Consider the following 21290-nt stretch of genomic DNA (forward strand, 5'->3'; position numbering starts at 1 on the left):
CCGATCATTCTCAATTGCAAGAATGATCGGATGAAAGATCATCTATTTTTAAAGGTCAATTTAGATGCTTTCATTAATATTTTTTTGCCATAACACTTCGTGGCCACCAGTTTGTAACTGTAGGGTGCGTGATGCCACAAATAACCAATCAGAGAGACGATTGAGCAATTGCAAAGATGGTGCTTGAATATTTTGGTCGCGGTTATGTACGGCCATTAAGCGTCGTTCGGCACGGCGGCAAACGCTACGTGCTTGATGAGCATAACTACACACCAAGCTCCCCGCGGGTAAAATAAAGTCTTTGAGCATAGGGAGTGATTCATTCATGGCATCGATATCATGTTCTAGATATTCGATGGCAACAGGCTGTACTAAATTAAAGTTTGGAATACAGACTTCGCCGCCTAAATCAAATAACCAATGCTGAATTAAGCTGAGCGATTTATCCCATTTGGCCTTCTGCTCTTCAGTTAAATCACTCATGCCAATGTGTGAGCGCAGTACGCCAATACTTGAGTTAAGCTCATCGACATCCCCTAAGGCTTCAATACGCAAATCATCTTTGGCAACGCGTGAGCCATCGCCCAATCCTGTGGTGCCTGAATCGCCTGTACGGGTATAAATTTTACTTAAACGGTGACCCATGAGAGTTCCTTTATTTTTGAATGTTGAATTCAAGCATAATGCCATCGTACTGACATGATGCAAAATAGACTGCAATGCTGACTGAATATTGAAGCCAGTATTTAAATTAGTATTTAAACGTCACACCCATCGAGGCGACTCGTCCACCGCTGAGGTAGTAGTGACCATCATAGTTGCCTGGAGAAGCCGTTTTATAGTTGGCATCGCCTGCATTTTGGACGTTAAAGAACAATTTGGTATATGGATTGGCATGGTAGTAGCCATGTAAATCAATTTGCATATGACCTGGAATCATATCTTCATCATACGCACTACTGTCGGAACGGCTATTGGCGGTGAGTGTTGCCGAGAGTCCATAGACTTCATCAGCCAAACCTAACGATAAAGCCAGCTTTTGCCGTGGGCGACGGCTTAAGTCTTCACCAGAGGCATCATTGGTGGCTTTGTTATAGCTATAACTGGTTTTGGCAAACCATTGATCTTGATGAAAATGCAGATAAACTTCTGCGCCATCAATGGTTACTGCATCAATGTTGGCCAGTTTCCAATCATTGGCTGGGTCGCTGTCAATTAAGTGATCAATTTCGGTACGGTAGACCGATAAGCCACTGCGCCAAGCTGTATTGATTTGCCAATCTGCCCCGAGTTCATAAGACAGGCTTTCTTCGGGCTTGAGTTCTGGGTTGGCATAATATCCATAATACAAGTCATTCATGGTTGGCGCTTTAAATGCCGAACCAATATTACTGTAGACACTGATATGGGGCTGGAAGAAGTAACGTACAGCCGCTTGTCCTACGGTATGTGTGCCATATTTTTGATTGTCTTCAACACGGACGCCAACTTGGGTTTTGAGCTTGTCCGTTTGCAATTGGTGCTGGACATAATAGCCTGTGCTGTCCAATTTTTCTTGGAACGAATCTGTTGGTTTACGGGTTTCGGTGTCTAAAGCCTTATGGTTCACACCTAATGTAAGGTTTTGATGTGAAGTCAGCTCTTGACGAAGACTGAGGTCATATTCATCAGACTCAAACCTGGTTTCTTCCGCCACATTGATTTGTGTTAACACATCTTTAAAATGCGATACACGAGCTTTAAGTTCAGTGTTGTCACTGGCTTGATAACGGGTGCTTAAGGTTGTGACTTGGTTTAAAAAGTTATGTGCACGTGGGCTATAAGTATAAGTGCTCCAACTATAGTCTTCGTACTGTGCACGACCTTCATTTTCAGAATGTTCAAGCGTGATATCGAAAGCATCACTGGCATATCCGAACTTGCCGGAAAAACCTTTTTGATCATAGCTGGCAGGTTCTGCACCTACATAATCAAAAATTTTGGTGCCGTCAGTTTCAAGGCGTTGACCACGCAGTTGCGCATAAAAACCATTGTTTACCGCATCAAGACCTAAAATGGTTTTATAAGTGCTATTTTCACCCACTTCAGCAGATACGAAAGCCGAATTTTTGGTTGGGGTTTTGGTGATCATTTGCACCACACCACCAATGGCATTGGTGCCATAGAGTACTGATGCTGGGCCTTTTAAAATCTCAATCTGTTTGATTTCAGTGGTATCAATAAAGCTATTTGAGGCAAGACCGCTGGCATCATTATTTAAACGCACACCATCACGCAGCACCAATGTATGGTCAGATTCCGTACCCCGCATAAATAAAGAGGCAATTTGACCATAACCACCAGATTGCACCATATTGATAGATGCATCGGTCATCATCAGTTGTGGAAAGGAGGCAATGGGTGATTGCTCAATCTCATCTACACCAATCACATTGATGCGTGCAGGCACGTCTTCAATCTGTTCTGCAGAACGTGTTGCGGTCACCACAATAGTATTAAGTTTGGCTTGCGCTGTTGGCGAAGTGTTGGCAAAACTTGAAGAAGAAAAACCCAACGCAAGTGCGATCGCACCAACTAAAGCGGTTGGCTGAAAATGAATAGACATGAGTGTTGCTCCATACATTCACCCCTCGTGAATGATTGAGTTACGGGGCATAGGTTTGGTATCCGGACTTAAATGTGCATTTGCTACATACCCACCTTCCCACATCTCATGCAGTGGTGTAAATCTGGTTGATTTATAAAGGTATGCTTTTCATTTTACCGTTGCGGGGGCAGTGTTGGTTTTGCACCAACTTCCCAAAACCCTATGCAATTGCGGCAGAGTATACGCACTGGACAAAGTCTAAACAATGTGGCTAGATAATTATCTGGATGAACTTTACGCAACATCGCAAAATTGCTTTACAATGCGGATTGTTAGAATTTATAGATTGGCTATAAATCAGGATGAGTTAAAGCCAGAACAAGATATGCGAACGCGTGCCAAAATCTGTGGAATCACCAGAAGCCAAGACATTCAAGCCGTTGTTGATAGCGGTGCTGATGCCATTGGTTTAGTGTTTTATCCACCGAGTCCTCGAAGTGTCACTATTGAGCAAGCTGCTGAATTGGCGACACATATTCCCGCCTATGTACAATTGGTTGGACTGTTTGTGAATGCCACGCTTGAAGAGATTCAAGCCACTTTACAACAGGTTCCACTCGACGTATTACAGTTTCATGGTGACGAAACGCCCGAGCAATGCCAAGCGATTGCAAAAGCAACAGGGCGACGTTGGTATAAAGCCATTCAGGTGAAGCCCGATATGGATCTAGAGACTCTGCTGGGCAGCTACCATGCGGTAGGGGCGAGTGCCATGTTATTAGATGCATGGCATCCAACTTTAAAAGGTGGCACAGGACAGGCATTTGACTGGTCAACTTTTCCAAAACTTGACCTTGCTTTAATCTTGGCAGGGGGCTTAAGCCCTGACAATGTTGCACACGCCATTGAAATCACCCGTGCTTATGCGGTGGATGTCAGCGGAGGCGTAGAATCCGCAAAAGGTATTAAAGACCGACAACTCATTGAACACTTTATGCAAGGAGTCCAACGTGGATCAGCAAAATAATGTGATTGACTATACCCAATTCCCCGACGCACGTGGGCATTTCGGTATCCATGGCGGACGTTTTGTGTCAGAAACTCTCATGGCTGCATTACAGGATTTAGAGCAACTCTATTTCCGTATGAAAGATGATGCGCAGTTTTTGGCAGAATTCGACCGTGATCTCGCCTACTATGTAGGTCGTCCTAGTCCTTTATATTATGCTGAACGATGGTCCAAGCACCTTGGCGGTGCGCAGATTTACTTAAAACGTGAAGACTTAAACCATACTGGTTCACATAAAGTGAATAACACCATTGGTCAGGCTTTATTGGCAAAACTGTCGGGTAAAAAGCGTATTATTGCAGAAACGGGTGCAGGTCAGCATGGTGTGGCAACCGCAACCATCGCAGCACGTTTAGGTCTAGAATGCGTGGTGTATATGGGCGCGGATGACGTGAAACGTCAAGCCATGAACGTGTATCGTATGCGTTTATTGGGTGCGACGGTTGTGCCTGTCGAAAGTGGCTCTAAGACCTTAAAAGATGCCATGAACGAGGCGATGCGTGATTGGGTCACCAATGTTGATTCAACCTATTACGTGATTGGTACAGTGGCAGGTCCACATCCATATCCGCAGTTGGTACGTGATTTCCAATCGATTATTGGTCGTGAAGCACGTCAACAAATTCAAGCACAAGCGGGTCGTTTGCCAGATGCTTTAGTGGCATGTGTAGGCGGTGGTTCAAATGCCATGGGCTTGTTCTACCCATTCTTAAACGATCAAGATGTGAAAATGTATGGCGTAGAAGCCGCAGGTCACGGTATTGAAACCGGTAAACATTCAGCCCCTTTAAATGCAGGTCATGTGGGTGTGTTGCACGGTAACCGCACTTACTTAATGTCAGATGCACAAGGTCAAATCATTGAAACACATTCAATTTCTGCAGGTCTAGATTATCCGGGTGTGGGTCCTGAACACAGTTTCTTAAAAGATATGAACCGTGTGCAGTACATGCCAATTAATGACCAAGAAGCCCTACAAGGTTTCCGTGATTTAACCCAAATTGAAGGCATTATTCCGGCGCTAGAAAGCTCACATGCCATGGCGTATGTCACTAAACTTGCGCCAACCATGTCGAAAGATCAAATTATTATTGCCACTGTCTCAGGTCGTGGTGATAAAGATCTCATGACCGTTGCCCGTATTGATGGCGTAGAAATGGTCGAAATGTAATTGCTCTAAAGTCCTCTCCTGTTTGGAGAGGCTTTAAGAGAGCTTAAAATAAAATCGCATTCAAGTAATTGGGTGCGATTTTTTATTTATAAAAATAATGTCTTAAAAAATTGAAGTGTTTAGGCGACAGGCTATATTGACTTGGTTATGATAATAAATTGATGTTGTCTAGGGATTGGATGTATGCCAAGTTTATTTATTGTCATGCTCGGTGGTCGCCATGCGCGTGCTAACACCGAAGTGCATGATGTGGTCTTAGCGGTCGGTGAAGACTTAAAAGATACTTATACGCAGCTCCAAACGGCTTGGTTTGGTGAACAAAAAGGCTTACATATTGATGCGTGGGCGCAAATTAATGGCATTGAATTTGAAGGTCAATCTTATCAAATCCAGTTCAGTGACGCAGCACCAAACCCAAGCGATGACAAGCTCTATCTGATTAATTTAGGCGGTTATAGTGCACATGAATTTGGCGAATTGCATCGTTATGTGTTGGTGGTGGCACAAAATGCCATAGTCGCTAAGCAACGTGGCAAAAATTATTTTGCGGCAAGTTGGCAAAAACAACACACCGATCGTGTGCTAGAGGTGGATGATTGTATTGCCATTGACCATGTGCATGGACGTTATGTGCAATTGGTGGCGGGTGATTTTAATGGCAATCGCTGGGAAAATACCTATTTGACCTTGTGAGGCTTAAACTGAACAGCAAAAGTGTGAGCTTCAACTCAAAGAAAAAATGCACTATGCTCTATGCAGCATAAATTTTATTGGCATAATACAGATCAACAGTATAGGTCTTTTAGCGAGTGGGAATAGATGGATCTAATTCAGTCCAATGGACAGCCACAGTATGGCCGTTTTGATGCGATTCCCACTCGGATCAATTATCAGCTATTTCAATACAAAAATGAGCAAGGGTTTGAACTGCTCGGTTGGCGTAAGCGTTTAAAATATAAAAAATTTAAATTTTGTAGCATTCAGCATCAGCACTATAGTATTGGTTTTGCGATCGCTGATTTGGCTTGGGCAGGTTACGGTCTAATTTATGTGTATGACCATCAAACTGGTGAAGTATTAGAATGGCAAGGTTCAACCTTACTAGCACGTAATACTCAGCTTGATGAACAACCGCTGTTTAACCATAGTCATTTTCAAAAATCACCGTTTGAATTGACCATTGATCATGCCCACGGCGTACGTTATTTACGTGCCAGTAAATATGGTGAAGTTAAACTCAGCGCACGCATCTTTTGTGCAGGTACAGATCCACTAAGTACCTGTATTCCCGTGGCTAAAAATGGTTGGCTATATAGCCAAAAGCTTACTACCTTAGGCTGCGAAGGGCATTTTGTTGATAAAAAAGGCAAAATGATTCAATTTGATGCGAAAACTTTTGCCAGCTTAGACGACACGTGTGGCTTTTTTAAGCCGGAAACCAGTTGGTTTTGGTTGAGCTGTAATTTCTGGCTCAATGGGCAACATCGTGTTGGTTTGAATTTAGCCGCAGGTGATCATAGCCAAACTGAAAATAGTTTGTGGCTCGATGGCGTGATTTATCCATTGGCTGAAGTCATGTTTGAGCAGTTAGATGCAAAGCAATGGCGGGTACGTTCTATAGATGGGCAGGTGGATTTAATCATTTACCCACAGTGGGCACGTAGCGAAAAATTTAATTTCCGTTTTAGTGGCAGCCAATTTCAACAATGGCAGAGTAAAATTAGTGGCTCAATTCGCTTGGCAGAACGTGTATTAGAATGGGATGCTGAATATGGCATTTTTGAGCAGCATGCACGTAAACTATAAGTGCTATGCAAAAAAAGCGACCCTAAGGTCGCTTTTTTGAATGCTTAAACAGCTTAAGCTTTAAGGCGTGGATAACGCATTACAATCGCTATGATGGCCATCACGGCCAATACCCAGCAGTAATACACGCTGCTAATCAGCTCTACGGGTGACATTTTGGCAATTGAGCAGGCCAATAATAATTGCGCACCATAGGGGATTAAACCTTGAATCACACAAGAGAAAATATCCATGAGGGCTGCTGCGCGTTTTGGGTCAACGCCATATTCTTTTGCCACTTCACGTGCCATATCGCCCGATAAAATAATCGCAACAGTGTTATTGGCCACAAATAAATTTGAGAAAATCACCAAGAAACTAATGCCAATTTCCCCTGCACGTTGACGCCCGACTTTCAATAAGCGGGTAATAGCATAAATGCGTTCAATCAGCCACTGTAGACCACCCTCACGTTGCATGATGGCAGATAAACCGCCTAAGAACATCGACAACAATGCCACTTCAAACATGCCTACAAAGCCATCGTAAACAGCAGTATTGATTTTAAAAATATCCAGCTCAGGTGTCACCCATAATCCCATTAAAGCTGACAGCAATACACCGATGGTTAAAACACCCAATACATGTAAACGACTAAATGCTAAAATAAAAACCGCCACATAAGGCAGAATAAGCCATGCATTAAAATCTTGATAACTGATGGCTTTAGAAGAGTTGGTGAGTAAAAAGTAAATCACGACTGTGGCAAGCGCTGCAGGGACTGCAATCCAGACATTGACACGGAATTTATCGCGCAGTTGTACTTTTTGACTACTGGTGGCGGCAATGGTGGTATCCGAAATCATTGAGAGATTGTCACCAAACATCGCACCACCGACCACCGCACCAATGGCATATACTGCTGCAATGTCCGTGGCTTGGGAGAAACCAAAGGCAATTGGGGCACAGGCGGCAATGGTGCCCATAGAGGTGCCCATGGCCGTGGCAATAAAGGCTGAAATTAAAAACAGCATCGGCAGTACAAAGCTAGGTGGAATAATGGACAAACCCAGCTGTACCGTGGCATCTACACTGCCAATGGAGGAGCTCACGCTGGCAAAAGCACCGGCCAGCATAAACACCATAAACATTAAAATTAAATTAGGGTGACTGGCGCCTTTTAAAAACGCCTCAATGCCGTCATTGAGCCTGCCGCGATAGAGTACAACCGCCAAAATCACTGCAGGAATTGCAGCAACGGGTGCTTTCATTTGATAAAAGGCAAACTCAGTGCCAATAAGGGTGTGATAAATACCGCTGCCTAAAAAAATGGCTAAAAAAACAATAAGCGGCAATAGCGCAAGCATGCGTGCTTGCACTTTCTGAGCTGCATCGGAAGTCATAGGGAGATAAAAAATATACAAGAATATGCCTAGTATAATGCAGCTTTTGCAATTTAGGCCAAGTTTAAATGTAAATGCTAACTTGGCTTTTTATATCAAATTTTTAAAAATTAAACTAAGTTGGTCTAATTCAAGACAATTTTTTTAAAGCCAAAATTAGGAATCTTTGATCATTGAGAAAAAAAAGCAAATATTAGTAAATGTAGGGCATAGGTTTGTTCTGATTTAAACCCGCAAACAGACCCAAAAATGTTGCTTGATTTGTACTCTATCCAATGAGCAAAAAATAGCGTTACAATGCTTGGGTCTTGTATTGATACAAAACTAACGTCTCCGTTTTAATATTCAAGGAAAGTGCAACCCTATGTCACGTTTAGCCAGCCGATTTGCCCAGCTTAAGTCACAACAGCAAAAAGCCTTAGTTTCTTATGTGATGGCAGGAGATCCGCATCCACACGTCACGGTTGATTTACTACATCAAATGGTGAAGGCTGGGGTAGATGTGATTGAACTGGGCTTACCATTTTCCGACCCTATGGCGGATGGTCCAGTGATTGCTTTAGCCGCTGAACGTGCTTTAGCAGGCGGCACCAATACCTTGGATGCTTTAAACATGGTCAAAGCGTTTCGTGAGCAAGATCAAACGACACCAGTGGTCTTGATGGGATACTTAAATCCTGTTGAAGTGATTGGTTATGAAAAATTTGTATCTATTGCCAGCGAATGTGGTGTAGATGGTGTGCTGTTGGTGGATTTACCACCAGAAGAAGCTGGCGATTTTAATGCAGTATTGGAAAAATACGACATGGATCAAATCTTCTTACTTGCACCCACTTCAACCAATGAACGTATTGAATATGTCGCCAAGCAAGCGCGTGGCTTTATTTACTATGTGTCGTTAAAAGGGGTGACGGGTGCGGCAACTTTAGATGTCTCTGAAGCAGCACAACGTATCCAAAAAATTAAAGCAGTAACAGACGTACCTGTAGGTGTAGGTTTTGGTATCAGTGATGCTGCCTCTGCCAAAGCTATGGGTGTAGCAGCGGATGCTGTGATTGTGGGTAGTGCATTTGTAAAACAATTTGCCACTTTAGCGCCAGAACAAGCCGTGATTGAAACGGTTAATAAAGTCAAGGAGCTTCGAGCTGCGCTCGATGAGTTAGTATGAATCAACAAGTGAAAGCAGGGAAAGTTCTTAGCCCATCGACGCCGTGGACCCAGCGCGGCGTACCAGGCATTCAAGTTCCCGATGAACAACAAACAGTAAAAGCCACGTCAACTGAACCTACAGTTGAATGTACCGAATGTCACGCTTTAGTGACCCGTACTGCCATGAGCTTTAATGCCTATGTGTGTCCACAATGTGACGAACATTTGCGTATGAAAGCCCGTGATCGTTTAACTTGGTTCCTCGATCAAGTGCAAACTGAATTGGGTCAGGAATTCAAAGCCAAAGATCCGTTAAACTTTGTCGACAGCAAAGCTTATCCAGAGCGTATGGCAGAAGCACAAAAGAAAACGGGTGAAACTGAAGCATTGGTGGTAATGCAAGGTTTACTCAAAGACCTACCGTTAATTGCTTGTGCCTTTGAGTTTGACTTTATGGGCGGCTCAATGGGTACGGTTGTTGGTGACCGTTTTGTGCAAGCAGCGGAAAAAGCCATTCAAGACCGTCAACCATTAGTATGTTTTGCCGCATCAGGTGGCGCGCGTATGCAAGAAGGGATGTTATCTTTAATGCAAATGGCGCGTACTTCAGCTGCCATTCAACGTATGAAAGATGCAGGTCTACCGTATATCGTGGTGTTAACCCATCCTGTTTACGGTGGTGTAACTGCATCGCTTGCAATGATTGGTGATGTGCATATTGCTGAACCGAAAGCCATGATTGGTTTTGCTGGTAAACGTGTCATTGAACAAACGGTACGTGAAAAGTTAGAAGAACCGTTCCAACGTGCGGAATACTTACTTGAGCATGGTGTAGTCGATCAAATTGTTCATCGTCATGCATTACGTGATACTGTATATCGCATCATCACGAAGTTAATGAATTTACCTTGAACACACAAGCTCCACTTGCAACAGATTCTTTAGCAACATGGCTCGATTATTGGGGCCATGTTCACGTTACAGGCATTGATTTAGGTTTAGAGCGTGTCATTCCCGTCGCTGAAAAGCTGGCTGTAACGCGCCCTCAAGCCAAAGTCTTTACTGTCGCGGGCACCAATGGTAAAGGTTCTACCACCACCACTTTAGCCGCCATTTTAAAGGCTGGTGGCTATCATGTCGGTTTATATCAATCCCCGCATATTTACCGCTTTAACGAGCGCGTAAAAATCAATGGCATTGAGGTGGATGACCAAAGCTTAATTGATGCGTTTGTACAAGTGGATCAAGCACGCCGCGAATGTGGTTTAAGCCTCTCATTTTTTGAGGCCACCACACTTGCGGCGTTTGTGATTTTTAACAACAAAGATTGTGATGTTTGGGTGTTAGAAGTCGGTTTGGGTGGACGTTTGGATGTGGTCAATGTGGTCAATCCAGATGTGGCTGTGATTACCAATATTGGACTGGATCATACCGATTGGTTAGGCAATAGCATTGAAAAGATTGCCTTTGAAAAAGCAGGTATTATTCGCCCGAATATTCCAGTGATTTTTGGCGGGCAACAACAACTTCCCCAAGCCATTGCCGATAAAGCGGCTGAATGTCATGCAGCGCTTTATGCTTTAAATCATGATTATTTTTATCAGATTGATGACAACGGTCAAACTTGGAACTTTGCTTCTAGTGCCACCACCTTAAAACTCCCGACAGGCAGTTTAGCTTTAGACAATATTTCTACCGCTGTGGCTGCTGTATTGGTCAGTGATTTACAGATGAGCCAATCGGCCTTAAGCCAAGGGATTCAAAACGCCAAATTACAGGGTCGTTTTGAAGTGCGCCAAATTCAAGATAAAACCGTCATTTTTGATGCAGGACATAATCCACATGGCGTGGAATTTTTACTCAAGCAGCTACAACAATACTTAAGTCATCATCCAGAATACACAGAAGTGGTCACAGTTTTTTCAATGTTGACCGATAAAGACATTAAATCTGTCTGTGATATGTTGAAAGATCATATCGCTTTGTGGAAAATTGCAGCACTTGATGTACCGCGTGCTGCACCCCTTACGCAGCTCGATGTCGCATTAAGTAATCAGAACGTGCAGCATTTTGACAGTGTAAAACTCGCTTTTAAATCAGCGCTCGATGAAACAAACAATAATCAGCTGATTTTGGTATGTGGCTCGTTTCATACCTTAGAAGCGGTATGGGAGTATTTGGAAGCATGTTAATGAATAGTAAACAACGTTGGATGGGTGGTGTTGTTTTATTAGGTGGTGGGGTATTACTTGCTGCGCTATTACTTAAAGGTAAAGAAGAAATTCACCAAAATAACATTCGTAGTTCGGATTTAGTGGAACAGGTGCAACAGCAAAAGAAAAATCCACAACCCGAAGCTGAACCTGTAATGCAACTGCAACCGCTCACGGTCGATGTTGCCACCGAACAACGTTTATTAGAAGAACAACGCCGTGCTCGTGAAAAAGCAGTGGCTGAACAAGAAGCGCGTGCCGCAGAATTTTTAGCCATGCAGCAACAAGCTGAGGCGGAAGCTGCGCGTAAAGCAGCTGAAGAATATGCAGCTTTAAATGCGCACCGTGCTAGTCAGCAAAGCTCCGACAATATTCCACCTGAATTAGTGGAAGATGAAAAAGCCAAACAAAAACGTTTAGCCGATGACGCAAAAAAGGCTGAAGCTGAGAAAAAAGCCGCTGAGCAAAAGAAAGCTGAAGATGCCAAAAAAGCGGAGGAAAAACGTAAATTAGAGGCTGAGAAGAAAGCTGCCGAACAGAAAAAAGCCGAAGAGAAACGCAAAGCCGAAGAAGCTAAAAAAGCTGAGGAAAAACGTAAATTAGAGGCTGAAAAGAAAAAAGCCGAAGAAGCCAAGGCTGAAGCGAAAAAAGAAGGCAAACCAAACGGTCAATGGATGGTACAAGTCGCTTTAGCAGCTAACCAAGCTAATGCAGACTCGATTGCTGCCAAGCTACGTTCTCAAGGTTATAAAGTAACTAAAAGTCCAACTTCTAAAGGGGTAAGGATTATGGTTGGACCTGCCAAGAGCCGCGAAGCTGCTGACGATCTACGTAAAAAAGTCAATTCTGATCCAAGCTTAAATACCAAGTCGGCATGGGTGATTGATTGGGTACCTTTAGATAAACGCTAAGTGCTCAAACACTGACTGAAGATGGATTCGCCAGTTGCTGACGAATCCATTTTATTTTTTCAGGTGTAAACAACTCAGCAAAGCGCTGTTGCCAAATATAATGAAAGCCATAACCGCCATGATGCATTTCTGCAATTGCCTCATTCACAGCCCAGTTTTGTATGATAATGCGGTACATAGCGACAATAACCCCAGTGCGATCCGCACCGTGATAACAATGCACTAAGATTTTCTGTCCTTGTGCTTCTGCGGCTTGAATCTGCTGCAAGGCTGCCACGATATGCTGTTCTGAAAAAGCAAAAGTGCGGATTGGTACATGCAGCGTTTGCACATGCAGCTCTGGATAATGAGCGGAATGTGGGCGTAAATTTAACACCACATCTATATCTTGTTCTGCGATCAGCCGCGCCAGTACCTCATTCGGCTGTTGACTACGAAATACTGATGCACTGACCTGATAAAAATTATGCTGTGGTTGAATAGGACTCGCCCAAGTGGGCGGGCGTTGATTTAAAGGCAAAGTTGCTGTAGTCATACAGCCGGAACTTAAACAGCAAAAAAGCAGGATTATTTTTTTCATCATCTATATATAGCATAAAAAAAGCTCATCCGAAGATGAGCTGAACCTAAAGCATAATTTAAGCGGTTTGACCGAACGATTGCTGTAAATCAACCCACTTAAATCGCATATTTTTTATATTTCATCATGTGATTGAGTTTGGTATCACGACGTTTGTTCTCTACAAAACTCAAAAGCAGTGCTTTGGGTTTTGCCACTCGAAGCATCGCTTCTCGTCTTGCACAAGGGCGAAGCAGTGCTTCGCTTATCCTTACATTCACAGCCTAGCTGTGAATCTTGCGCTCCAACCAAGCAGAGTTTTCCTTATATCACTACGCGCTGCGCTTGTCTTGCGCCAAACTAAGACAGTGTCTTAGTTTGTCTCAGGCTGTGGCGTAAGGCGTAAATAAGGCGTCACCGCTTTATAACCTTTTGGAAAACGTTGTTTGATTTCCTCTTCATCTTGTAAAGACGGCACAATCACCACATCATCGCCATGTTGCCAGTTGGCAGGCGTAGCCACTTTATAGTTATCGGTCAGTTGTAATGAATCCACCACACGCAATACTTCATCAAAGTTACGCCCTGTAGATGCAGGATAAGTAATAATTAAACGCACCTTTTTATTTGGATCAATAATGACCAAAGAGCGTACTGTTAAGGTTTCACTAGCATTTGGGTGAATAAAATCATATAGGGTTGAGACTTTACGATCTTGATCGGCAATGATTGGGAAATTAACCGTGGTATTTTGCGTGGTGTTAATATCTTCAATCCAACCGTGATGAGAATCCACATCATCAACTGATAACGCAATGGCTTTGACATTACGCTTTTCAAATTCAGCTTTGAGTTTGGCCGTAAAGCCCAGTTCTGTGGTGCAGACTGGCGTATAGTCGGCAGGATGTGAAAATAAAATTCCCCAGCTATCGCCTAAAAACTCGTAAAAATCAATTAATCCTGCACTTGAATCTTGCTGGAAATTAGGGGCGATATCACCTAAACGTAAACTCATACTCACCTCAGTAAACTTATATTTTGTTGTCTATGCCAATGACTATGCCGCAGTTTTTATATAATTAAAAATAGTGTTTTAAGATGTTTTTATGAATAAAAATGCTAAATGACTGGGCATAAGACGATAGCTGTCGCTAAACAGCTTGCCAGTGCCACACCGCTTGAGAATGACTTTTTTTTACAGTGAACTGCTTAAAAGCCTTGTACTTGAAATTTCTAGCACCATAATAACAGCCAAGAACAAATTTTTTCTTTTGACAAGCAAGATTTAGAGAGTCTATTCATGTTGGCAAGTCTGATCGGAGGAATCTTCGGTACCAAAAATGAGCGCGAACTCAAACGCATGCGTAAAATCGTAGATAAGATTAATGCGCTCGAGCCGACGATATCTGCCTTAAACGATGCAGACTTATCTGCAAAAACCCAAGAATTCAAACAACGTTATAACAATGGTGAAAGCCTAGACCAACTCTTACCTGAAGCCTTTGCGGTGTGTCGTGAAGCGGGTAAACGTATTATGGGCATGCGTCATTATGACGTACAGTTGATTGGTGGTATTACCCTACACGAAGGTAAAATCGCAGAAATGCGTACTGGTGAGGGTAAAACGTTAATGGGTACTTTGGCATCTTATTTAAATGCTTTAAGTGGTCAAGGTGTGCATGTCATTACCGTCAACGATTATTTGGCCCAGCGTGATGCGGAGTTAAACCGTCCATTATTTGAATTTTTAGGTTTGAGCATTGGCGTGATTTACTCCATGCAAGATCCAACCGAAAAGTCAGAAGCATATCGTGCCGATATTACTTATGGTACCAATAACGAATTTGGTTTTGACTATCTTCGTGACAACATGGTGTTTTCTTTAGAAGAGAAAAAACAACGTGGTTTAACTTATGCCATTATTGATGAGGTCGATTCGATCTTAATTGATGAAGCGCGTACACCTTTAATTATTTCTGGTCAATCTGATGATTCTTCGCAGCTTTATGCAGCCATCAACAGCATTCCACCAAAATTAGTGCCACAAAAAGAAGAAAAAGTCGCAGATGGCGGACATTTTTGGATTGATGAAAAACAACGCTCGGTCGAGATGACCGAAATTGGTTATGAAACCGTAGAACAAGAACTGATTGCCATGGGTCTGTTAGCTGAAGGCGAAAGCTTATATTCAGCAGCCAATTTAAACTTGGTGCATCATGTTTCTGCGGCAATTCGTGCGCATTTCTTGTACCAACGTAACGTGCATTACATCATTCATGATGGCGAAATTATCATTGTGGATGAAAACACGGGTCGTACCATGCCAGGTCGCCGTTGGTCAGAGGGTTTACATCAAGCGGTCGAAGCCAAAGAAGGCTTAGAAATTCAGCCGGAAAACCAAACCCTTGCGACTACGACTTTCCAAAACTATTTCCGTCTATATAAAAAGCTGTCAGGGATGACCGGTACTGCCGATACTGAAGCGGCGGAAATGAAAGAAATTTACAGCCTTGATGTGGTGTTAATTCCAACTCATCGCCCAATGGTGCGTAAAGACCATGACGATTTAATTTATTTAAATCGCGAAGGTAAATACAACGCCATTATTCAAGAAATTCAGCGTGTGCATGAAGCTGGTGTTGCACCAATCCTAATTGGTACAGCAACTATTGAAGCTTCAGAAATTTTATCTGACAAGTTAAAAGCGGCAGGCATTCATCACGAAGTCTTAAATGCGAAGCAACACGAACGTGAAGCCGATATTATCGCCCAAGCCGGTGCGCCGCGCGCGGTGACCATTGCCACCAACATGGCAGGTCGTGGTACCGATATTTTGCTGGGGGGTAACTGGAAAGCCTTACTGGCTAAAATTGAAAACCCAACTTCAGAGGACGAAGCACGTCTAAAAGCAGAGTGGGAGAAAAACCATGAAGCCGTGTTGGCATCAGGTGGTTTACACATCATTGGTTCAGAACGTCATGAATCACGTCGTATTGATAACCAGTTGCGTGGTCGTGCGGGTCGTCAAGGTGACCCAGGTGTATCACGTTTCTACTTATCGCTTGAAGATGACTTAATGCGGATCTTCGCCGGTGACCGTGTTGTGAATATGATGAAAGCCATGGGTCTTTCGGAAGATGAAGCGATTGAACACAAGATGGTGTCGCGCTCAATTGAGAATGCGCAGCGTAAAGTTGAAGCACGTAACTTTGATATTCGTAAGAACTTGTTGAAATACGACGACGTCAACAACGAACAACGTAAGATCATCTACTCACAACGTGATGACATTTTAGCGGAAAGCTCACTACACGATTATTTAGAAGAAATGCATCGTGAAGTAATGAAAGGTGTAATTGAAACTTATATTCCACCTGAATCGATTCATGACCAATGGGATGTACCGGGTTTAGAAGCGGCATTACGTGAAGAATTTTCGATTGATTTACCAATTCATGCATGGTTAGAGCAAGATCGTCGTTTAGATGAAGAAGGCTTGGCACGTCGTATTACGGATGAGGTGATAGGGCGTTATAACGCGCGCCGTGAACAAATGGGTACAGAGTCAGCGGCCATGCTTGAACGTCACTTTACTTTAAGTTCGCTTGATCGCCACTGGAAAGAGCACTTGGCTGCGATGGATTACTTGCGCCAAGGGATTCATTTGCGTGGTTATGCACAGAAAAACCCTGAGCAAGAATACAAAAAAGAAGCCTTTAACTTATTTGTTAATATGCTGGCGGTGATTAAATCGGATGTCGTGACAGATCTATCACGAATCCATGTACCAACCCCAGAAGAAATCGCTGAGATGGAAGCGCAAAAGCAAGCCCAAGCTGAAGCGCAAGCGGCGGCGTTGCAACTTAACCTAGCAGATGCTCAGGAGGCACCTGTTGTAGACGCTAACTTTAGCCCTGTGGCTGAGCAGGTACAAAGTTTTGAAGCACCAGCCAGTCGTAATGCACCATGTCCATGCGGCTCAGGTCTAAAATATAAGCAATGTCACGGTAAAATCTAATTTTACCTAATTAGCCACTCGATTGAGTGGCTTTTTTATTGTTATGTGAATAGTGTTTGCAGTTGCTGCTATTCAATGTTATTTAGTTGCTCATCGAGAAATTTACGGATAACACTATGAAAAAAGCATTACAAATCGGTTTAGTGGTTTTAAGCACAGTATCAACATGTGCTATGGCAGAGCAACTGACCACCACACCAGAAAAAGTAAAAGCTGCAATTGGTCCACAAACAGCACAAGCACAAGTCAAAGACAATCAAGTGACGGTAATTAGCCCACGTACAGGTATTAGCTATACTTTTAATAATGACAACAAACCGATTGTGCTACAAACTCAAGCTATTGTGGCAGCCAATAGTGCCAATGCTGATCGTATTGTGGCAGCCAATCCGGCACTTTCAGCAGAAAGCCAGCAAAAAGCCAAACAGGCGTTATTAGATGCTGCAAAATAAACAACAGTTTTCTCTAAAACCAGTCCAATGACTGGTTTTTTTAACACTGGATAAAAAGTTGGCATTTTGGCTTTTAGGCTCGATTTTTTTATCAATATCTAATAAGCTGTTCTTTTATATAAAACCAAATTGGAAGTTTAAAAATGGCAGTTGGTGACGTAACGATGCCACAGATGCATGTGGTACAAGGGGTAAAAATTGGTTCAGCTGAAGCGTATGTGCGCTATCAGAATCGACGTGACCTTGTCATTTTTGAATTTAGCCAAGGGACAAATGTTGCGGGGGTATTTACCCAGAACGCATTTTGTGCCGCACCGGTACATATTTCTAAAGCGCATTTAAAGCTAGGCAATCCACGTTACTTAGTCATCAATACCGGTAATGCCAATGCAGGTACAGGTAAAACGGGTATGCTAAATGCCGAAGCAACCTGCGAAAAATTAGCTGAATTAGCTGGCGTGAGCAAAGCAGAAATCTTACCGTTTTCAACCGGTGTGATTGGTGAACAACTGCCAATGCCACGTTTATTGTCAGGCTTACAACCTGCTTTAGACGGCTTAAGCAATGATGCATGGATAGATGCTGCAACTGGCATTATGACCACAGATACCACACCAAAAGGTGCTTCTGAGCAGTTTGAACTGGATGGTATCACTTACACCATGACCGGTATTTCCAAAGGTGCAGGCATGATTCGTCCGAATATGGCAACCATGCTTGGCTTTGTGGCAACCGATGCACCTATTGCACGCGAACTTGTGCAACAAATGTTATCAACTGCTGTCAATCAATCATTTAACCGTATTACCATTGATGGTGACACATCAACCAATGATTCATGTATTTTTGCCGCAACTGGTCAAGCAGGTGGTGTAGAAATTTCATCGACTGAAGACCCGCGTTTTGCTCAAGTGTCTGAAGTGTTGACGCGTGTGATGAAACGCTTAGCTCAGCTGATCGTGCGTGATGGTGAAGGTGCAACTAAATTTATTACTGTTGCTGTTGAAGGCGGTGCAGATACTCAAGAGTGCTGTGATATTGCTTATAGCATTGCACATTCGCCTTTGGTTAAAACTGCCTTGTTTGCTTCAGATCCAAACTGGGGACGTATTTTAGCTGCGATTGGCTATGCGGGTGTCAAAGACTTAGATGTGGAAAAAATCCAAGTGTGGCTAGATGATGTGCAAATCTGTAAAGATGGCGGCGCGGCAGAAGACTACACCGAAGAAGCGGGTGCTCGTGTCATGGCACAAACAGAAATTACTATTCGCGTCGCTTTAGGTCGCGGTGAGGCCAAAGATACGGTCTATACCTGTGATTTATCTTATGACTATGTCAAGATCAATGCTGACTATCGTTCATAATCTAAAATTTTTTGTAAAGCCTCATTCGTGAGGCTTTTTTGTAAGTATTGTTTTTTACTTTCTGGTCAAAAAAGCACAACGCCATTTTGATCAGATACTGCAAGCGGATGTAGGGAATACACAATGAATAATGCGACCAATTTAATTGCCAATGAAGCGAAAAGTATCGTACAGGCGCATTTAGATCGTTTAGGCGAGCAAAAAACTGCACACATGCCTGAATCAGTGAAGCAAGAAAAATTTGCACAGATCTTAGCTGAGCTGAAAAAGCGTGATGCAGTATTAGTGGCACATTATTATTGTGATCCTGAAGTGCAAGAGTTAGCAGAACTGAGCGGTGGTTGCGTATCTGACTCTTTAGAAATGGCACGTTTTGGTCGCGATCATGCTGCACAAACTCTGGTGGTGGCTGGGGTTAAATTTATGGGCGAAACCTCAAAAATTTTATCGCCTGAAAAAACCATTTTAATGCCCACTTTGGAAGCCACCTGTTCTTTAGATTTAGGTTGCCCAGAAAAAGAGTTTGCTGAATTCTGTGATGCCCATCCTGATCATACCGTGGTGGTTTATGCCAATACCTCTGCTGCAGTTAAGGCGCGTGCCGATTGGGTGGTGACTTCAAGCTGTGCAGTTGAGATTATTGAACACCTAGATAGTTTAGGTGAAAAAATTATTTGGGCACCAGATCAACATTTAGGTCGTTATATTCAGCATAAAACAGGTGCTGATATGCTGCTTTGGGACGGTGCATGTATTGTGCATGAAGAATTCCGTGCCCGTGGCATCGAAAATATGAAAGCGCTTTATCCAGATGCGGCAGTTTTAGTCCATCCTGAGTCGCCATTGTCTGTAGTTGAAGTTGCCGATGCAGTCGGGAGCACCTCACAATTGATTAAAGCTGCCCAGACGCTGCCACATGAACGCCTGATTGTGGCAACTGACCGCGGCATCTTCTATAAAATGCAACAAGCTGTGCCACATAAGATCTTAATCGAAGCGCCAACAGCAGGTGAGGGCGCAACTTGTCGCTCATGCGCACATTGCCCTTGGATGGCGATGAATGAACTCGATGGAATTTTAGAGGTTTTACAACGGGGCGACCAAGAAATTCATGTTGAGCCTGCTTTAGCCAAGCGTGCCAAGCTACCCCTTGATCGAATGTTGGCCTTTAGTGCACAGTTAAAACGTTGAAAATTAGAGAAAAATGCTTAAAAAATAGTATAAATGATGTTTATTTATACGTTTGATGCGTTTTTTTAACTTTTTTTAAATATAGGTGTTGACGTACCAGTGCGTCACGCCTAAAATGCACACCGTACCGAGCGATAAGTTCGATACAAAAAGCTGAGATGAATCGGAGCATAGCACAGCCTGGTAGTGCACCTGGTTTGGGACCAGGGGGTCGTAGGTTCGAATCCTACTGCTCCGACCAATTCTTCAAGGCCAAATGATGGTAACATCAGTTAAGCGCTTGTAGCTCAGTTGGATAGAGCATCCGCCTTCTAAGCGGATGGTCACAGGTTCGAATCCTGTCAGGCGCGCCATTTGGTCGCTCGATGTATAGAATCTGAAAGCTGTTATTGTGGTGGATGTAGCTCAGTTGGTAGAGCCCTGGATTGTGATTCCAGTTGTCGCGGGTTCGAATCCCGTCATTCACCCCAACCCTAAAAGGTTGTAAGGCGGAGCATAGCACAGCCTGGTAGTGCACCTGGTTTGGGACCAGGGGGTCGTAGGTTCGAATCCTACTGCTCCGACCATCTTAATATTAAGGTGGTCGAGATAAAGATACCGCATTAAGCGGTTTTTTTATATCTTAAGTAAAAGCACATCACATGACGGTGGATGTAGCTCAGTTGGTAGAGCCCTGGATTGTGATTCCAGTTGTCGCGGGTTCGAATCCCGTCATTCACCCCAACCCTAAAAGGTTGTAAGGCGGAGCATAGCACAGCCTGGTAGTGCACCTGGTTTGGGACCAGGGGGTCGTAGGTTCGAATCCTACTGCTCCGACCATTTACTTTAATGGTCAGAATAGAAGATACCGCGTTAAGCGATTTTTTTATGCCTAAAATTTAATACAATATGTTTGCATTACTTTTCTACTTTTCTACTTTTCTACTTTTCTACTTTTCTACTTTTCTACTTTTCTACTTTTCTACTTTTCTACTTTTCTACTTTTCTACTTTTCTACTTTTCTACTTTTCTACTTTTCTAGAAAAACATTTGCCATTTTTAGTCATAAACCATCACAAAAACACCAAATTGATTAGTAATTGACCATTTAGTTGTATTTTAGTAATTATTTTTGTTTGACTATCTTGCAAGACAACTAAATCTCTCTATAATGCTCATCCATCGGTAGCGAACGAGATTTGCTAACCGTCTTGCTTCTGACGAAGATGCAAGAAAATCATTAAGAGATTATGAAGAACAACTTGTGTGGATTTTTACTGGTTGATCAATCGAATATATTTTCATTGATAATTGGTAAGAATTTCTCGAAGTTTATTTGAGCAAATTTTTTGTCAGTAATTGATGAGCCAAGATTGGTGCCCTATAGGCACTATTGATTTTAAACTGAAGAGTTTGATCATGGCTCAGATTGAACGCTG

17 protein-coding genes, 6 tRNA genes and 1 riboswitch are annotated in these 21290 nt (G+C 43.0%); of the genes, 18 read left to right on the top strand and 5 right to left on the bottom strand.

The genetic code is table 11. The annotated features are described in order from the left end of the window. Positions 1–60 precede the first annotated feature (60 nt). Both AC5YCD_RS05015 and AC5YCD_RS05020 read right to left on the bottom strand, forming a co-directional pair. A complete protein-coding gene (locus AC5YCD_RS05015; RefSeq protein WP_496128974.1) occupies positions 61–645 on the bottom strand; it encodes a cob(I)yrinic acid a,c-diamide adenosyltransferase in 585 nt (194 codons plus the stop codon). A 106-nt stretch (positions 646–751) separates the two neighbouring features. Then, positions 752–2605 carry a TonB-dependent receptor plug domain-containing protein gene (locus AC5YCD_RS05020; RefSeq protein ID WP_496128975.1) on the bottom strand — a complete coding sequence of 618 codons (1854 nt, stop codon included), beginning with the start codon at positions 2603–2605 and terminating at the stop codon, positions 752–754. 35 nt (positions 2606–2640) lie between these two features. Then, a riboswitch (cobalamin riboswitch) is annotated at positions 2641–2844 on the bottom strand. A gap of 128 nt (positions 2845–2972) precedes the next feature. Between AC5YCD_RS05020 and AC5YCD_RS05025 the strand changes: the two genes are divergently transcribed. The 4 genes from AC5YCD_RS05025 (at position 2973) to AC5YCD_RS05040 (ending at position 6633) form a co-directional block, all read left to right on the top strand. Then, positions 2973–3614 (top strand): phosphoribosylanthranilate isomerase, encoded by a 642-nt coding sequence (locus tag AC5YCD_RS05025; protein ID WP_496128998.1) that lies wholly within the window; start codon positions 2973–2975, stop codon positions 3612–3614. Then, positions 3598–4827 (top strand): tryptophan synthase subunit beta, encoded by a 1230-nt coding sequence (gene trpB, locus AC5YCD_RS05030; RefSeq protein WP_496128976.1) that lies wholly within the window; start codon positions 3598–3600, stop codon positions 4825–4827. The genes AC5YCD_RS05025 and trpB overlap by 17 nt, the downstream gene beginning before the upstream one ends. Positions 4828–5010: 183 nt before the next feature. Then, on the top strand, positions 5011–5520 hold the full coding sequence (locus AC5YCD_RS05035; protein WP_496128977.1) for a DUF1543 domain-containing protein: 510 nt from the start codon (positions 5011–5013) through the stop codon (positions 5518–5520). 126 nt (positions 5521–5646) lie between these two features. Beyond that, entirely contained in the window at positions 5647–6633 is a 987-nt protein-coding gene (locus AC5YCD_RS05040) for a DUF2804 domain-containing protein (protein WP_496128978.1), read from the top strand. Positions 6634–6686: 53 nt separating this feature from the next. Here the strand turns inward: AC5YCD_RS05040 and AC5YCD_RS05045 are convergent, their stop codons facing one another. Next, on the bottom strand, positions 6687–8015 hold the full coding sequence (locus AC5YCD_RS05045) for a Na+/H+ antiporter NhaC family protein (protein WP_496128979.1): 1329 nt from the start codon (positions 8013–8015) through the stop codon (positions 6687–6689). Positions 8016–8379: 364 nt separating this feature from the next. Between AC5YCD_RS05045 and trpA the strand changes: the two genes are divergently transcribed. The 4 genes from trpA to AC5YCD_RS05065 are packed head-to-tail and all read left to right on the top strand — an operon-like array spanning position 8380 to position 12288. Further along, complete coding sequence (gene trpA, locus AC5YCD_RS05050) at positions 8380–9183, top strand: tryptophan synthase subunit alpha (protein ID WP_496128980.1); 804 nt, start codon at positions 8380–8382, stop codon at positions 9181–9183. Beyond that, positions 9180–10076: an acetyl-CoA carboxylase, carboxyltransferase subunit beta gene (gene accD / locus AC5YCD_RS05055; RefSeq protein ID WP_496128981.1), complete on the top strand. Its 897-nt coding sequence runs from the start codon at positions 9180–9182 to the stop codon at positions 10074–10076. Before trpA ends, accD begins: the two co-directional genes overlap by 4 nt. Continuing rightward, positions 10073–11356, top strand: coding sequence for a bifunctional tetrahydrofolate synthase/dihydrofolate synthase (gene folC, locus AC5YCD_RS05060; RefSeq protein WP_496128982.1), 1284 nt, complete (start codon positions 10073–10075; stop codon positions 11354–11356). Before accD ends, folC begins: the two co-directional genes overlap by 4 nt. Then, on the top strand, positions 11356–12288 hold the full coding sequence (locus tag AC5YCD_RS05065) for an SPOR domain-containing protein (RefSeq protein WP_496128983.1): 933 nt from the start codon (positions 11356–11358) through the stop codon (positions 12286–12288). The genes folC and AC5YCD_RS05065 overlap by 1 nt, the downstream gene beginning before the upstream one ends. Positions 12289–12292: 4 nt before the next feature. Here AC5YCD_RS05065 and AC5YCD_RS05070 read toward each other — a convergent pair whose 3' ends face one another. Further along, entirely contained in the window at positions 12293–12823 is a 531-nt protein-coding gene (locus tag AC5YCD_RS05070) for a dual specificity protein phosphatase family protein (protein WP_496128984.1), read from the bottom strand. 397 nt (positions 12824–13220) lie between these two features. Continuing rightward, positions 13221–13862, bottom strand: a complete 642-nt coding sequence (locus tag AC5YCD_RS05075; RefSeq protein ID WP_496128985.1) for a peroxiredoxin — start codon at positions 13860–13862, stop codon at positions 13221–13223. A gap of 285 nt (positions 13863–14147) precedes the next feature. Between AC5YCD_RS05075 and secA the strand changes: the two genes are divergently transcribed. The 10 genes from secA (at position 14148) to AC5YCD_RS05125 (ending at position 20691) form a co-directional block, all read left to right on the top strand. Continuing rightward, positions 14148–16865: a preprotein translocase subunit SecA gene (secA, locus tag AC5YCD_RS05080; RefSeq protein WP_496128986.1), complete on the top strand. Its 2718-nt coding sequence runs from the start codon at positions 14148–14150 to the stop codon at positions 16863–16865. 116 nt (positions 16866–16981) lie between these two features. Next, positions 16982–17317 carry a hypothetical protein gene (locus tag AC5YCD_RS05085; RefSeq protein ID WP_496128987.1) on the top strand — a complete coding sequence of 112 codons (336 nt, stop codon included), beginning with the start codon at positions 16982–16984 and terminating at the stop codon, positions 17315–17317. A 143-nt stretch (positions 17318–17460) separates the two neighbouring features. Next, complete coding sequence (gene argJ / locus AC5YCD_RS05090; RefSeq protein ID WP_496128988.1) at positions 17461–18681, top strand: bifunctional glutamate N-acetyltransferase/amino-acid acetyltransferase ArgJ; 1221 nt, start codon at positions 17461–17463, stop codon at positions 18679–18681. Positions 18682–18804: 123 nt separating this feature from the next. After that, positions 18805–19872, top strand: a complete 1068-nt coding sequence (gene nadA / locus AC5YCD_RS05095) for a quinolinate synthase NadA (RefSeq protein ID WP_496128989.1) — start codon at positions 18805–18807, stop codon at positions 19870–19872. A gap of 164 nt (positions 19873–20036) precedes the next feature. After that, positions 20037–20113, top strand: a tRNA-Pro gene (locus AC5YCD_RS05100). A gap of 35 nt (positions 20114–20148) precedes the next feature. Continuing rightward, positions 20149–20225 (top strand) — tRNA-Arg (locus AC5YCD_RS05105). A gap of 41 nt (positions 20226–20266) precedes the next feature. Further along, positions 20267–20342: transfer RNA gene (locus tag AC5YCD_RS05110), tRNA-His, on the top strand. Positions 20343–20361: 19 nt separating this feature from the next. After that, positions 20362–20438 (top strand) — tRNA-Pro (locus tag AC5YCD_RS05115). A gap of 81 nt (positions 20439–20519) precedes the next feature. Further along, positions 20520–20595, top strand: a tRNA-His gene (locus AC5YCD_RS05120). A 19-nt stretch (positions 20596–20614) separates the two neighbouring features. Then, positions 20615–20691, top strand: a tRNA-Pro gene (locus AC5YCD_RS05125). Positions 20692–21290 lie beyond the last annotated feature (599 nt).

Source organism: Acinetobacter sp. CY05 (assembly GCF_059515805.1).

What these genes read in the sequence shown, in the direction of transcription:
- trpA (WP_496128980.1), top strand. Translation starts at nt 8,380, where the DNA reads ATGTCACGTTTAGCCAGCCGATTTGCCCAGCTTAAGTCACAACAGCAA.
- AC5YCD_RS05085 (WP_496128987.1), top strand. Translation starts at nt 16,982, where the DNA reads ATGAAAAAAGCATTACAAATCGGTTTAGTGGTTTTAAGCACAGTATCA.
- AC5YCD_RS05075 (WP_496128985.1), bottom strand. Translation starts at nt 13,862, where the DNA reads ATGAGTTTACGTTTAGGTGATATCGCCCCTAATTTCCAGCAAGATTCA.
- argJ (WP_496128988.1), top strand. Translation starts at nt 17,461, where the DNA reads ATGGCAGTTGGTGACGTAACGATGCCACAGATGCATGTGGTACAAGGG.
- AC5YCD_RS05025 (WP_496128998.1), top strand. Translation starts at nt 2,973, where the DNA reads ATGCGAACGCGTGCCAAAATCTGTGGAATCACCAGAAGCCAAGACATT.
- secA (WP_496128986.1), top strand. Translation starts at nt 14,148, where the DNA reads ATGTTGGCAAGTCTGATCGGAGGAATCTTCGGTACCAAAAATGAGCGC.
- AC5YCD_RS05040 (WP_496128978.1), top strand. Translation starts at nt 5,647, where the DNA reads ATGGATCTAATTCAGTCCAATGGACAGCCACAGTATGGCCGTTTTGAT.
- AC5YCD_RS05020 (WP_496128975.1), bottom strand. Translation starts at nt 2,605, where the DNA reads ATGTCTATTCATTTTCAGCCAACCGCTTTAGTTGGTGCGATCGCACTT.
- AC5YCD_RS05015 (WP_496128974.1), bottom strand. Translation starts at nt 645, where the DNA reads ATGGGTCACCGTTTAAGTAAAATTTATACCCGTACAGGCGATTCAGGC.
- accD (WP_496128981.1), top strand. Translation starts at nt 9,180, where the DNA reads ATGAATCAACAAGTGAAAGCAGGGAAAGTTCTTAGCCCATCGACGCCG.
- AC5YCD_RS05045 (WP_496128979.1), bottom strand. Translation starts at nt 8,015, where the DNA reads ATGACTTCCGATGCAGCTCAGAAAGTGCAAGCACGCATGCTTGCGCTA.
- AC5YCD_RS05070 (WP_496128984.1), bottom strand. Translation starts at nt 12,823, where the DNA reads ATGACTACAGCAACTTTGCCTTTAAATCAACGCCCGCCCACTTGGGCG.
- nadA (WP_496128989.1), top strand. Translation starts at nt 18,805, where the DNA reads ATGAATAATGCGACCAATTTAATTGCCAATGAAGCGAAAAGTATCGTA.
- AC5YCD_RS05065 (WP_496128983.1), top strand. Translation starts at nt 11,356, where the DNA reads ATGAATAGTAAACAACGTTGGATGGGTGGTGTTGTTTTATTAGGTGGT.
- AC5YCD_RS05035 (WP_496128977.1), top strand. Translation starts at nt 5,011, where the DNA reads ATGCCAAGTTTATTTATTGTCATGCTCGGTGGTCGCCATGCGCGTGCT.